Raw genomic sequence first — 12,689 nt, 5'->3', positions numbered from 1 at the left:
ACGAGGAGGAGCATCATGGGCTACACCAACGCCACGGAAGTCTTGCCGAAAACCGTTCTGGAGGCAGTGCAGAAGTATATCGATGGCCAGTGCGTGTACATCCCGCGCCGGGATGACCGCAGGCAGGCCTGGGGGGAGCGCACGCAGACGCGCGCGAACATCAGGGCCAGAAACCGCGAGATCCGCGCCCGGCACGACCGGGGCATGGGCGTGCGGGAACTGGCCAAGCAGTTCTACCTCTCACCCAAGACCATCTCAAAAATACTCCGCGCACGAACCGCCGGAAGGTGAACACAGCGCCATGGGCCAGTCCCATGGCGCTTTTTCGTTTCACAGACGTCCCGGGGCGGGACGGACGCCCCGAACCCGTGTACTTGCTCACGAAACAAACACGGAGAAACAGACATGACACTTGACTCGACAACTCTTTTCACTCGCGAATACCAGCTCCAAACCATGATGGGGCCGAACTGCCTGCGCATCCTGGACGAACTCCTCGCCCGCGCCGACCTTCCGCCCGGGGCCCGCGTGCTCGACCTGGGCTGCGGCATGGGGCTGACCTCCATGGCCCTGGCCAAGGGCTACGGCTGCACGGTGACCGCCGCCGACCTGTGGATTCCGGCCGAGGACAACGCCCGGCGCTTCGCCGAAGCGGATCTGGCGGACCGCGTCACGGCCGTGCACTGTGAGGCCCGCGCCCTGCCCTTCGAGCCGGAGTCCTTCGACGCCGTGGTCAGCATCGACGCCTGGCACTACTTCGCCGCGGACTCGGCCTATCTGAGCACGCACCTGCTCCCGATGCTCAGGCCCGGTGGATGCCTCGTGGTCGCCATCCCCGGCCTGCGGCGGCCCTTCGAGCGCATCCCGGACGATCTGCGCCCCTATTGGGTGGACGGCATGAACTTCTGCACCCTGTCGTGGTGGAGGGAGCTGTGGCTGCAATGCACGGGCCTGACCGTGAGGCACGCCTTCGACATGCAATGCCACGGCCAGGCCTGGGCCGAATGGCTGGAGAGCGACAATGAACACGCCAAGACCGACGTGGTCATGATGGACATGGAGGGCGGCAGGTATTTCGCCACCCATGGGCTTATCGGCGAAAAATTAGCCTGGTGAGACCGGCCATGAACCTGAACCAACTCGGTTTCGACCCCTGGTTCACGGCCCGGGCCAGCGACGTGGACGGCTTCACCCTCGCCCGCGTCTGCGCCGTTGACCGTGGCTCCTGCCGCGTCCGCCACGCGTCGGACGAGATACCGGCGGAGCTGAGCGGAAAGCTCTCGTTCCATACCGAACGGGCGGCGGACCTGCCCTGCGTCGGGGACTGGGTGGCGGTGCAGTGTTACGACCACGGCCGGGCGGCCATCATCCACCAGGTCCTGCCGCGCAGGACCTTCCTGCGGCGCAGGGCCGCGGGCGAGGACGCCGCGGAGCAGATGATCGCGGCCAACGTGGACACGGCCTTCATCATCCAGGCCTGCCATTTCGACTTCAACCCCAACCGCCTGGAACGCTACCTGGTCATGGCCGCCGACGGCGGGGTCGAACCGGTCGTCCTGCTGACCAAGACGGACCTGCCCGGCCCGGAGGAACTGCAGCGCAAGCGCGCCCTCGTGGCCGCCGTGACCTCGGCCCGGGTCATGGAAGTCAGCAGCGTGACCGGCGCCGGGTACGAGGATCTACGCGCGGCCATGGAGCCGGGAAAAACCTGCTGCCTGCTCGGCTCCTCCGGCGTCGGCAAGACGACGATCGTCAACCGCCTCCTGGGCCGGGACGCCTTCGATACCCGGACCGTCAGCGACTCGGGTGAGGGCGTCCATACCACCACCCGCCGCCAGCTCATCCTGCTCGACAGCGGTGCCATGCTGATCGACACGCCCGGCATGCGCGAACTTGGCGTCCTCGGACACGGGGACACCGTTGACGCGGGCTTCGGGGAACTGGGCGAACTGGCCGCGTCCTGCCGCTTCGCCGACTGCACGCACCGGCACGAGCCCGGCTGCGCCGTCCGCGCCGCCATTCAGCGCGGAGACTTGCAGGAAGAGCGCTATGCCAATTACCTCAAGCTCAAAAAGGAAGCGGAATACTTTGAGATGTCGTCGCTGGACAAGCGAAAGAAAGACAAGTCCTTTGGAAAACTCGTCAAATCGGTGAAAAAAGGAATGAAGGGCTAAACGGCATTTTTTCAGTGGGCCTGGCGATACAGCATGCGCAGCATGTCTTCGGGCAAATTCTGATGCCACAAGCCCTGGGCGTCGGCCAGAAGCCAGGCCGCAAGCAGCAGGAGCACGCATCCAAGCCCAATGCTCCAAAACGGCACTTCCCTGCCCCCGGCTCGCAGGGTCACGCATCCAGGCACCGGGCAGACGGATTGGCAGCGCATGCAGCCCACGCATTCCGGACTGCGCACATCCTCCTTCAGATGCACCGCAATGCCGCCGGGGCATGAGGCGCTGCACCGGCCACACTGGACACAGGCGTCCTTGTCCCGGCGGACGCGCACGGGACCGGCCCAGCTCAACAGGCCGAGCAACGCGCCATAGGGGCAGAGATAGCGGCACCACGCGCTGCGCAGAAATACTCCAAACGCGGCCAGTCCGGCCAGAATCATGAGGGTCAGCGCGGACGGCTCCAGAAAAAAGCCCAGCATGCGTGCATCGGCCACAAAGTTGTACGGGCTCGATGCGAATTGCTCCACGGCCCGCAAATCCATGCCCACGAAAACCGTGTACAGAAAAAAAGCCAGCAGCACATATTTGGGCACGGACAGCAGGATGTCGATCCACCGGCCGGGCACTCTGGACAGTTTCAGCGCCCTGCCCAGGCGGTTGAGCAGTCCGGACACAAGTCCCACCGGGCAGACGTAGCCGCAGAACCCCTTGCGCACGAGCAGGGCCATGCCCAGGACCGCAAGAAAAATGGCCAGTCCCGCCGGATGGACCACGTCCCACACCCCGCTTTCAACCAAACGGCGCAGCCCCATCAGCGCCGCGATGGGCAAGAAGGCTTCGACAGACGGAGGCCTGGACACCTGGATTGCACTCTGTCCTGTCATCCACAGCACGAAGTGATGAAATTTCCAACCTGTGTACAGGCAAAGAATCAGAAATGCCGATTGGATCAGGCGTTGGAACAACGCAGGTGACGGCAGGGAGAAACGCACGGGATACCTCGTAAAAATCATGACGTGTTGCGGCTCGGTCCTGAACCCCGAACAGACCGCACGCGCAAGTGCATTGCACTAGCTCGCTTGTGCAGAACGGAATGTGCAACAAAGTCCCGAAAATCGGGGCGTGGGTTGATTGACGGCGATCTGAAGCAAGATGAATGCCGCGTTCAGAACGACGAAGCCGGGAGCACGGTTGGGATTGCTGAAGGCAATCCGCGTTTGCGACACGCTTGTGTGACGTCCTAAGGGCACCATCCTGAAAATGGCAAAGGCCGGAATCTCTTCCAGCCTCTGTCTCTTTACGGCCCCGCGCCTAACAGGGAACCTGTTTCAATCCTTTCCCGGCAATTTCAGGTGTTCGAGCACCTTCTGATGGGCCTGCCTGGACTTCTCCGTCTCCAGGGCCGGAATCTCGTCGCGGTCCACGTAGCGGATGGCCGCGCACGGGCACATTTCCACGCAGGCCGGGCCCATGCCGACCTGGCGTCGCTGGGCGCACATGTCGCACTTGGCGACCATGACCCCGCGATCGGTCTCGAACATGGCGCTGTGCGGACAGGCCAGGATGCAGTTCTTGGTCTGACAGCCCCGGCAAAGCATGGATTGCAGGATGATCGCGCCGTCCTTGTCTCTCTTCAGCGCCCCACGCGGACAGGCATTGGCGCACTTGGGGTTTTCGCAATGCTGGCAATACAGTGGCACCATGACCCCGTCGATGGTCCGGGTCATGTGAATGCGCGAGGTGTCGTTGGTGAAGCGGCACACATACTCGCAGGTTTCGCAGCCGATGCACAGGCTGTAGTCGATATAAAGTGTCTTCTGCCCGCTCATGTCAGCTCCTGAATCCCGCTTCGTTGGTCACGAGGTCGTTGTAGTCGTAGGCGTCGAGCCTGTCCTGGGCCTTGAGGTCCAGCCAGTTGGCCAAAGAGCGGGCCGCGCGCAGGCCGCTGTAAACCGCCTTGCCGATCTTGCTCGGGCCGCTCAGGGCGTCGCCAGCCACAAACACGTTCTCGATGGCGGTCATGTGCAGCCAGCGCACCTCGCCCTTGCGCACGTTCTCAAGGCCCAGCTCCTTGGCAAAGGGCGGCGTGGCCGTCTCGCCGATGGCGGCGACCACCAGATCCACGGGCAGGACCGAGACCTCGGCCTCGTTCTGGCCGGGACGGGAAATCTCCAAACCCTCGACCTTGCCTCCGCCCAGGACCCGAAGCGGCGTGGTGCGATCCAGCCACTCCACGCCCATCTGGCGCAGCTGCTCGATCTCGAAAGCTCCGCACGGCGCTTCACGACTCGTGCGCCGGTAGATGTGATACACCTTGGCAGCGCCAAGATGAACCGCGCTGTGCGCCACATCCACAGCCGAATGCCCGGCGCCGATGACGGCCACGGTCTTGCCCGCCACGTCAGGCAGCTTCACATTGGGCGCGCTGTATTTGACGGCGCGGATGGGAAACAGAAATTCAAGGCCCGAAAAAACTCCGGGCAAAGTCTCGCCGGGGATGCCCAGTTTGCGCGAACGCCAGGAGCCGGTACAGATCATGATGGCGTCGTGCTTTTTGACCATGTCCCCGAAACCCAGAATCTCGCGGCAGAAATGATCCCCCTCCTCGTCATGCAGAGGTCCGCTGCAGCAGATCTTGGTGTGGGTATGGAAAATGACGCCGGCCTTTCTCTCAAGGTTGCGCGCGCCAAGATCAATGCGCTCCTTGGGGATGCGGTGACCTGGGATGCCGAACAGCATGAGCCCGCCGGGCTTGGGCAGCTTGTCGTAAACCTCGACCTGGTAGCCCAGGCAGGACAGGTAGCCCGTGGCGGCCAGACCGGAGGGGCCCGCGCCGATGATTCCGACGCTGCGGCCAACGGGAGCGGCCGGTTCGGAACACAGAAAATTGAAATTCATCGGGTCCATGGGCACTCCATTATCGTTTATGACCGTATTCGCATCGTCTCCTCCGGCGTGACGCCTTTGTCAAGATAGAGCAATCCTTCACAAAGACGGCGGTCGTGACGCCCGGAAAAAGTCGCGTTTTTTGACATGAGTCAAAGCTCGCGCGCCCGCTTCCCCGTAAACCCCTTCTCAACGGAAACGACAACAACACCCAACAAATGGAGGCTACCCCTCATGTTTTGCAACCAGTGTGAACAGACCGCAAAAGGAACCGGATGCACCAAGGTCGGCGTTTGCGGCAAGCAGCCCGACGTCGCGGCCCTGCAGGATCTTCTCATTTACGCGCTGCAGGGACTCTCCCAGATCACCGAGCAGGCCCGGGCCAAGGGCGTGTCCGACGCGGCCGTGAACCGCTTCATCAACGAAGGCGTCTTCTCGACCCTGACCAACGTGGACTTCGACCCGGCCCGCTTCCAGACCCTCATCAACGACACCGTCGCCCACCGTGAAGCCATCAAGGCCAAGACCGGCGTGACCGTGGACAGCCCCGCCGCCACCTTCACCCCGGCCGCGACCCTGGAAGGCCTGGTCGCCCAGGGTGAACAGCATGGCATCTCCGAAGCGCTGGAAGCGCACGAAGACCTGCGCTCCCTCAAGCAGATCCTCATCTACGGCCTCAAAGGCGTGGCCGCCTACGCGGACCATGCCGCCATTCTCGGACAGGAAGACGAGAGCGTGTACGAATTCGTGCAGCGCGCCCTGGTCAAGAGCCTGGAAAGCCTGGGCGTGGACGAACTGGTCGGGCTGTGCCTGGAATGCGGCCAGATCAACCTGAAGGCCATGGAACTCCTCGACACCGCCAACACCGGCTCCTACGGCCACCCCGTCCCGACCGAAGTCCCGCTTGGAGCCAGGCAAGGCAAGGCCATCCTGGTCTCCGGCCATGACCTCAAAGATCTCGGCATGCTGCTGGAGCAGACCGCCGGCAAGGGCATCAACATTTACACCCACGGCGAAATGCTGCCCTGCCACGGATACCCGGAGCTCAAAAAGCACCCGCATTTCCATGGCCACTACGGCACGGCCTGGCAGAACCAGCAAAAAGAGTTCTCCGAATTCCCCGGCGCGATCCTGATGACCACCAACTGCATCCAGAAGCCGGTCGAATCCTACAAGGGCAACATCTTCACCACCGGCCTGGTCGGCTGGCCCGGCGTGACCCACGTCGGCAAGGATTTCTCCAAGGTCATCGAGAAGGCTCTTGAAATGCCCGGCTTCGCGGCCGACGAAGACAAGGGCAGCGTGCTGACCGGCTTTGCTCGCAATGCAGTGCTCGGCGTGGCCGACAAGGTCATCGCGGCGGTCAAGAGCGGCGACATCCGCCACTTCTTCCTGGTCGCCGGTTGTGACGGCGCCAAGCCCGGCCGCAACTACTACACCGAGTTCGTGGAAAAGGTCCCCACCGACTGCATCGTACTGACCCTGGCCTGCGGCAAGTTCCGCTTCTTCGACAAGAAGCTCGGCGACATCGGCGGCATCCCTCGCCTTCTGGACATCGGCCAGTGCAATGACGCCTACTCGGCCATCCAGATCGCCTCGGCCCTGGCCGGCGCTTTCGACTGCGGCGTGAACGACCTGCCCCTGTCCATGGTCCTGTCCTGGTACGAGCAGAAGGCCGTGGCCATCCTGCTGACCCTTCTGTCCCTCGGCATCAAGGGCATCCGCCTCGGGCCCACGCTTCCGGCCTTCATCACCCCGACGGTCCTTGGCGTGCTGGTCGACAACTTCGACATCAAGCCGCTGACCACTCCGGACGAAGACCTGAAAGCCATCCTCGGCTGATCCTCTTCCTCATCGGCAAGGCCCCGCATCGCGCGGGGCCTTGTCCTTTTTTGTCCGCATCCCCTCTTTAGCCGCCATTTTTTTCCGCCACCCGGTTGACACCTTGCCCCGAACATGGCCACTGGATTGAAAAAAATCCCGGACAAGCTCAACCACCACGGATTTCAGCATGGAAGAAAGCGGCACACTCATGGATCGACTGATCCAGTTCCTGACTCAGCCCTACAGGCATGCCCGAAGCGAAGGCTCCGCCATCTCCTGGTTTCTGGTCCGCCTCGGCAGAACCATCGCCCTTGCGGTAGTCAACTTCAACCGCCGCCAGGGCTCCTCGCATGCCTCGGCGCTGACCTTCTACACCCTCCTCTCCCTGGTTCCCCTGGCGGCCATGGCTTTTGGCGTGGCCAAGGGCTTCGGGTTCGAGCAGTTGCTTGAAAAAGAGCTACTCACGCATTTCGCGGCCCAGCAGGAAGTGATCCAGCAGGTCATCGAATTCGCCCGCAACATGCTCGACAACACCAAGGGAGGGCTCATCGCCGGGATCGGCGTCATCGTGCTCTTCTGGTCCGTGATCAAGGTCCTGGGCAAGATCGAGGACAACTTCAACCAGATCTGGTCCGTGTCCTCACGCTCCATCGTGCGCAAGTTCACCGACTACCTCTCCATCATGATCATCGCGCCGGTGCTGCTCATCATGTCGGGCAGCGTCACCGTCTTCATCGTCTCTCAGGTGTCCGCCCTCACTTCCCAGGTCGGGCTGGAAGAAGTCGCAACCCCGGCCATCTCCCTGGGTCTCAGCCTTGCTCCCTACGTCCTGCTCTGGCTGCTGTTCTGCGTGGTCTACCTGATCATGCCCAACACCCGCGTCCACATCGGAAGCGCCTTCCTGGCCGCCATCCTGGCTGGATCGGCCTACCAATTCCTGCAGATAGGCTATGTAAAATTCCAGATCTACGTGACCAGCTACAACGCCATCTACGGCAGCTTTGCAGCCCTGCCCCTCTTTTTGATCTGGTTGCAGCTGAGCTGGAGCATCGTGCTCTTCGGAGCCGAGATCGCCCATGCCTTTCCTCAATCGAAAGTGGCCGATCCCAAATCGGGCCTTCATCCCCGGAGCGCTTCCCAGACCAGGCTCCTGGCGCTTGGAATCTGCCACGCCGTGGTGCAACGCTTTCACCGCGATGAGCCCGCCATGACCGAAGAGGAGATCGCCCAGAGGCTCGCCATCTCCCCGCGCGAAACCCGGGAAATGGTCGACATGCTGATCCGGGCGCGCCTCTTGAGCCGCGTTCAGGACGAAGATCAAGGTACCGCCCTGCTCCTGCCAGCCCGCGACAGCGCCCACATCAGCGTGCAAAATGTCGTCGCCGCCATCGATTCCATCGATGAAAATCCGCGCTTCACCGAACAGCACCCAAACCTGGCCAACCTTTCCGCCTGCCTGGACGCGTTCCAATCCCGAAAGGATCCCGGCATGGCCGATACACTGCTGCGTGACATAGACTCGGCAAAGTGCACAAAGAACCCTTCCACCGACCCTTCATAAAATAACCAATTTTGTATAAAAAAGATTGATGCCCGGACACCTTTGCAAACAGTTGTTACATTAATGTAAACAATCCCTTCCGATGTTTCGCAGTAAAAATCCACGCCGAAGAATTCCTGCTTTCTCCCTGTCTTAAAAAAAAGAATCCAACCTGCTGATTTATTGAATTTTAATACCTATGAAATCCAGATCGTCCGCAATCGGACATTTTCCTTGCAATCTTGGATTGAAGCGGCATCCTTGTTGCTTCATACCCGCCATGAGCACCTCAACCTGTTCCACCGAATTGCGCGTCCTGCTGGCCATCAGCAAGGTCATCGATCAGGCCCTGGACCTGGAGAGCGCTCTGGAATCAATCCTGAAGATCCTCTCCGACACCATGAGCATGCGCAGGGCCACCGTCACCCTGTACGACCCGCTCTCGGGCCGCCTGGCCATATCCACGTCGTACGGCCTTTCGGACCTTGAGAAGCAACGCGGCGTATATCGCATGGACGAAGGAATCACGGGGATCATCTTTCGCACGGCAAGGCCCTACGTGGTTCCGGACATTTCCCTTGAACCCCTCTTTCTGGACAAGACGGGCACGCGCCGCATCAGCCACGAACGCATCTCGTTCGTGGGCGTGCCCATCCTGCTGCACGGCAGCCCCATCGGGGTCATGAACGTGGACCGTGTTTTCACGGGCCAGGAGCAACTCGATGCCGACACGGAATTCCTGACCGTGGTGGCCACCCTCATTTCACAGTTTCTGAGTCTTAACGAAAAAGTAAAAAAGCGGGAGGCCGCGCTCAAGCAGGAAAACACCTCGCTCAAGTACCAGATCGCCAGGGAGAATCACGGCCCCTACATCGTGGGCAAGAGCCAGGCCATGCTTGAGGTGGAGCAATACGTGGCCAAGGTCGCCATCACCAAGGCCACGGTGCTGCTCCTCGGGGAATCGGGGACGGGCAAGACCCTCATCGGACGCATCATCCATGAACTGTCCGACCGCAAGACACACCCATTCATCAAGGTCAACTGCGCCGCCATCCCCGAAAACCTGCTGGAAGCGGAACTCTTCGGCTATGAGAGAGGAGCGTTCACCGGGGCCAACAGCACCAAACCGGGCCGCTTCGAAGATGCGCACCTGGGCACGATATTTCTGGATGAAATCGGGGAACTGCCCCTCACGCTGCAATCGAAACTGCTGCGCGTGCTTCAGGAGCGCGAATTCGAACGCATCGGCAGCAACAAGACGCGCAAGGTAGATGTACGCATCATCAGCGCCACCAACCGTGAACTAGAGCTTCTCGTCGGCCAGGGCCTCTTCCGGGAAGACCTCTACTACCGATTGAATGTCTTTCCGGTGCATGTCCCGGCGGTGCGAGAGCGCAAGGAAGACATCCCGCGCCTGCTGAATCACTTCCAAAAGGAAATGGAGCGCGAATACGGGCGCGGCCTAACCCTGACCACGGGCGCCTTGGACCTGCTTTTGGCCTATGACTGGCCCGGCAACGTACGCGAACTCGAAAATCTGGTGGAACGCCTGGTCATCCTGACCGACGACAAGCCGGTGGAATCCGAGCTGGTACGCAGCTTCCTCACGCATGAAACACACCGCCCCGGATCTGCAAGGCAGGCTCCCCAACCGTTCACTCCCCCGGAGCAGGAAAATCTTTGCCAGCCACTCAAGGAAACCGAACGCAGGGAAGTTCTGGCGGCCCTCAAACGAAACGCCTGGATTCAGTACAAGGCGGCGCGGGAACTGAACCTGACACCCCGCCAGATGGGATACCGGGTGCGAAAATTCAACCTTGAGGAGCTCATCGCCAAGGGGCGAGTCGAGCACCGCAGACAGCAATCATAAGACCCCTCGGCCCGGCCGGAAGCAATCCCTCCGACACGTTTCCGGCCGGGCCACTCCTCCCGCCTTCCTCCCTTCTGGTTCATTGCCGCGCTTCTTGGCGCAGAGCCCACGAAACGAATGGCGCAAGCCCCGGTTACCAAGGGCTGCCGAGACATTTCTTAGCTCTTGACGAGCGCCAGCGAAAAGCACAAGTGGAAATACCGAAATTGCCCCATCCAATCGTGGGCAACATTTCCCAGCAGGAGAACCAAGCATGTTCAGACATAACGGATTGTGCGGCCTTGTGGCCGGACTCTTCCTCTTCTTTTCCACCGTCCAGGCCCAGGCCCAAACCCAGCCCCAAGCCCCCGGCTTCGGCCTGCAGGATGTCGCGGCCATGGCGCAAGAGCTCGCGGGCAAACCTTACGAAGACAACGCGGGCCAGGTGCCCCAGGTTTTAAAAACCATCTCGTACGACCAATGGCGGGACATCCGCTTTGTCCCGGAGAAAAGTCTGTGGCGAAAAGAGAAGTTGCCCTTTGAACTGCAATTCTTTCACCCGGGCCTGTTTTACGACCGGACGGTGGCCATCAACGTGGTGGAAAAGAATGTTCCCACCCGTCTGGCCTTCGACACCGAAGCCTTCGATTACGGGAAAAACGTTTTCGCCGCCCAAATTCCGGCGGAAATGGGCTACGCGGGATTTCGCGTCCACACGGCCATCAACACCAAGAACTATCTGGATGAATTCCTGGTCTTTCTCGGGGCCAGCTATTTCAGGGCCGTTGGCAAGGGACAGAACTATGGTCTGTCCGCCCGTGGCCTGGCCATCGACACGGCGGAGCCCTCGGGCGAGGAATTCCCTTTTTTCAAGGAATTCTGGATCGTGAAGCCGGGCAAGAAAGACAAGTCCCTCGTCATCTATGCCCTGCTGGATTCACGCAGCGTAACCGGCGCCTATCGTTTCGAGACCACGACGGGAGCGGAAACCGTGCTCGACGTCGAGTCCATACTTTTCCTGCGTGAACCCGTGACAAAGCTGGGTATCGCACCCCTGACCAGCATGTTCATCTTCGGAGAAAACTCCAATCCTCGCGTGAGCGACGACTTCAGGCCCGAAGTGCATGACTCCGACGGCCTCATGGCAGCCCTTGAAAACGGGGAATGGATCTGGCGGCCGCTGCAAAATCCCAAGTCCCTGTCCGTCAATGTCTTCAGCGCGCCCAACATCCGCGGCATGGGACTCATGCAGCGCGACACGGAGTACGCAAACTACCTCGACCTCGAAGCCAAGTACGAGGCCAGGCCCAGTGCCTGGATCGAACCCAAGGGTGACTGGGGGCCTGGAAAGCTGCATCTGGTGCAGATTCCTTCTCCGGAAGAGATTCATGACAACATCGTCACCTTCTGGACGCCGGAAACAAATCCGCAGCCGGGACAGGCCATCGCCTTTGATTACAGGATGCGCTGGGCGCCGCCCAAACGCGTGGCATCTCCGGAGGGTCAGGTCATTTTCACGCGCACCGGAAAGGGCAAAAAGCCCAATTCCAGACTGTTCGTGCTTGAGTTCCAGGGAGGCAAGCTTGAGGACCTCCCGGATGACGCGGCCCTTGACGCCAATGTCTGGGTCGGCATGGGCGGCAAGCTCCTGGAAAAACGCGTTTACAAAAATCCTGTCACCGACAGCTGGCGTCTGGTATTTGAAATCGAACCCGACTCGACCTCGGCCCTCTCCATGGTTCTGCCGGACAAGAGGCCAAGCATCGAAATGCGGGCAATCCTGCAACACGGCGTAACTCCGCTAACCGAAACATGGACCTACGCCATAAAGCTCTGATGAAAAACAAACACCCGGAGCCCCCTTTGCCGCACGATGACTGCATTGCAGGCCTCTACAGCCCGCCAGTGGAGACGGCGGCCACGATTCTCGAGACCCGGCTGGAAGCAGCCGGAAGACGGGTCGCGGCCTATCTGAGGCACCTGCCGCTGCCGGAGAGAAGCCGTCACGAGCTGGCCCTGAATACGCTGACAACACTGGCCGAAGATCCCGGCAACAATCCGTCGCAGGCCGAAGCCAGAGCCATGACCATCCTGCGGGAGCTCCTTGCCGAGCAGCCGGTCCCACTCTTCGTGGTGCCCGGGCCTCCTGTGCTACGCATGCACATGAAACCCGAAGAGATGGACAGACGGCCGTGGGTGCGAGTGTTCCTGCGCCTTGGCCGGCCTCTTTGGAACATGACCGCGTACTTTTTCAACTCGCGCCTGATCGATATCCTGATGTACGCGCTCCTGCTCGCGGGACTCCATGTTCTCGACGCAAGTCTGCCGTAACGCCGGGACAGACATACAGGACCTTTAAAATACCAGTCTGGCGGATTGCCCGGACTTTCATATTGCCGTCCATGCTTCTCCCCATGGC

11 protein-coding genes are annotated in these 12,689 nt (G+C 61.0%); 8 read left to right on the top strand and 3 right to left on the bottom strand.

Translation table 11 applies throughout. The annotated features are described in order from the left end of the window. Positions 1 to 15 precede the first annotated feature (15 nt). The 3 genes from H4684_RS00485 to rsgA all read left to right on the top strand — a co-directional run bounded on the left by H4684_RS00485 (position 16) and on the right by rsgA (position 2,174). A complete protein-coding gene (locus tag H4684_RS00485) occupies positions 16 to 291 on the top strand; it encodes a CD3324 family protein (RefSeq protein WP_092188306.1) in 276 nt (91 codons plus the stop codon). 114 nt (positions 292 to 405) lie between these two features. Further along, positions 406 to 1,116 carry an SAM-dependent methyltransferase gene (locus H4684_RS00480; RefSeq protein ID WP_192622487.1) on the top strand — a complete coding sequence of 237 codons (711 nt, stop codon included), beginning with the start codon at positions 406 to 408 and terminating at the stop codon, positions 1,114 to 1,116. An 8-nt stretch (positions 1,117 to 1,124) separates the two neighbouring features. Next, positions 1,125 to 2,174 carry a ribosome small subunit-dependent GTPase A gene (gene rsgA, locus H4684_RS00475; protein WP_192622486.1) on the top strand — a complete coding sequence of 350 codons (1,050 nt, stop codon included), beginning with the start codon at positions 1,125 to 1,127 and terminating at the stop codon, positions 2,172 to 2,174. 11 nt (positions 2,175 to 2,185) lie between these two features. Here the strand turns inward: rsgA and H4684_RS00470 are convergent, their stop codons facing one another. The 3 genes from H4684_RS00470 to H4684_RS00460 form a co-directional block, all read right to left on the bottom strand. Beyond that, entirely contained in the window at positions 2,186 to 3,055 is an 870-nt protein-coding gene (locus tag H4684_RS00470) for a 4Fe-4S binding protein (RefSeq protein WP_225940169.1), read from the bottom strand. Positions 3,056 to 3,499: 444 nt separating this feature from the next. Continuing rightward, positions 3,500 to 4,000, bottom strand: coding sequence for a 4Fe-4S dicluster domain-containing protein (locus H4684_RS00465; protein WP_092188308.1), 501 nt, complete (start codon positions 3,998 to 4,000; stop codon positions 3,500 to 3,502). Between the two features lies 1 nt (position 4,001). After that, a complete protein-coding gene (locus tag H4684_RS00460) occupies positions 4,002 to 5,078 on the bottom strand; it encodes an FAD-dependent oxidoreductase (RefSeq protein WP_092188310.1) in 1,077 nt (358 codons plus the stop codon). Positions 5,079 to 5,291: 213 nt separating this feature from the next. On the opposite strand from H4684_RS00460, the gene hcp reads away from it, so the two are divergent. From hcp to H4684_RS00435, 5 genes are all read left to right on the top strand, one after another. Then, positions 5,292 to 6,899, top strand: a complete 1,608-nt coding sequence (hcp, locus tag H4684_RS00455) for a hydroxylamine reductase (protein ID WP_192622484.1) — start codon at positions 5,292 to 5,294, stop codon at positions 6,897 to 6,899. A 169-nt stretch (positions 6,900 to 7,068) separates the two neighbouring features. Then, positions 7,069 to 8,442, top strand: a complete 1,374-nt coding sequence (locus H4684_RS00450) for a YihY/virulence factor BrkB family protein (RefSeq protein ID WP_092188314.1) — start codon at positions 7,069 to 7,071, stop codon at positions 8,440 to 8,442. A gap of 259 nt (positions 8,443 to 8,701) precedes the next feature. Next, on the top strand, positions 8,702 to 10,291 hold the full coding sequence (locus H4684_RS00445) for a sigma 54-interacting transcriptional regulator (protein ID WP_092188316.1): 1,590 nt from the start codon (positions 8,702 to 8,704) through the stop codon (positions 10,289 to 10,291). Positions 10,292 to 10,544: 253 nt separating this feature from the next. Beyond that, positions 10,545 to 12,107 carry a glucan biosynthesis protein gene (locus tag H4684_RS00440; protein WP_092188318.1) on the top strand — a complete coding sequence of 521 codons (1,563 nt, stop codon included), beginning with the start codon at positions 10,545 to 10,547 and terminating at the stop codon, positions 12,105 to 12,107. 26 nt (positions 12,108 to 12,133) lie between these two features. Next, on the top strand, positions 12,134 to 12,601 hold the full coding sequence (locus H4684_RS00435; RefSeq protein WP_192622483.1) for a hypothetical protein: 468 nt from the start codon (positions 12,134 to 12,136) through the stop codon (positions 12,599 to 12,601). Positions 12,602 to 12,689 lie beyond the last annotated feature (88 nt).

This window comes from Desulfomicrobium macestii, assembly GCF_014873765.1.
Lineage (GTDB): Bacteria > Desulfobacterota > Desulfovibrionia > Desulfovibrionales > Desulfomicrobiaceae > Desulfomicrobium > Desulfomicrobium macestii.
The sequence above is the reverse complement of the archived record's forward strand: the minus strand, read 5'-3'. Positions and strand labels throughout refer to the sequence as shown.

Coding starts and splice junctions, on each gene's coding strand:
- H4684_RS00485 (WP_092188306.1), top strand. CDS start 16: ATGGGCTACACCAACGCCACGGAAGTCTTGCCGAAAACCGTTCTGGAG.
- H4684_RS00480 (WP_192622487.1), top strand. CDS start 406: ATGACACTTGACTCGACAACTCTTTTCACTCGCGAATACCAGCTCCAA.
- rsgA (WP_192622486.1), top strand. CDS start 1,125: ATGAACCTGAACCAACTCGGTTTCGACCCCTGGTTCACGGCCCGGGCC.
- H4684_RS00470 (WP_225940169.1), bottom strand. CDS start 3,055: ATGACAGGACAGAGTGCAATCCAGGTGTCCAGGCCTCCGTCTGTCGAA.
- H4684_RS00465 (WP_092188308.1), bottom strand. CDS start 4,000: ATGAGCGGGCAGAAGACACTTTATATCGACTACAGCCTGTGCATCGGC.
- H4684_RS00460 (WP_092188310.1), bottom strand. CDS start 5,078: ATGGACCCGATGAATTTCAATTTTCTGTGTTCCGAACCGGCCGCTCCC.
- hcp (WP_192622484.1), top strand. CDS start 5,292: ATGTTTTGCAACCAGTGTGAACAGACCGCAAAAGGAACCGGATGCACC.
- H4684_RS00450 (WP_092188314.1), top strand. CDS start 7,069: ATGGAAGAAAGCGGCACACTCATGGATCGACTGATCCAGTTCCTGACT.
- H4684_RS00445 (WP_092188316.1), top strand. CDS start 8,702: ATGAGCACCTCAACCTGTTCCACCGAATTGCGCGTCCTGCTGGCCATC.
- H4684_RS00440 (WP_092188318.1), top strand. CDS start 10,545: ATGTTCAGACATAACGGATTGTGCGGCCTTGTGGCCGGACTCTTCCTC.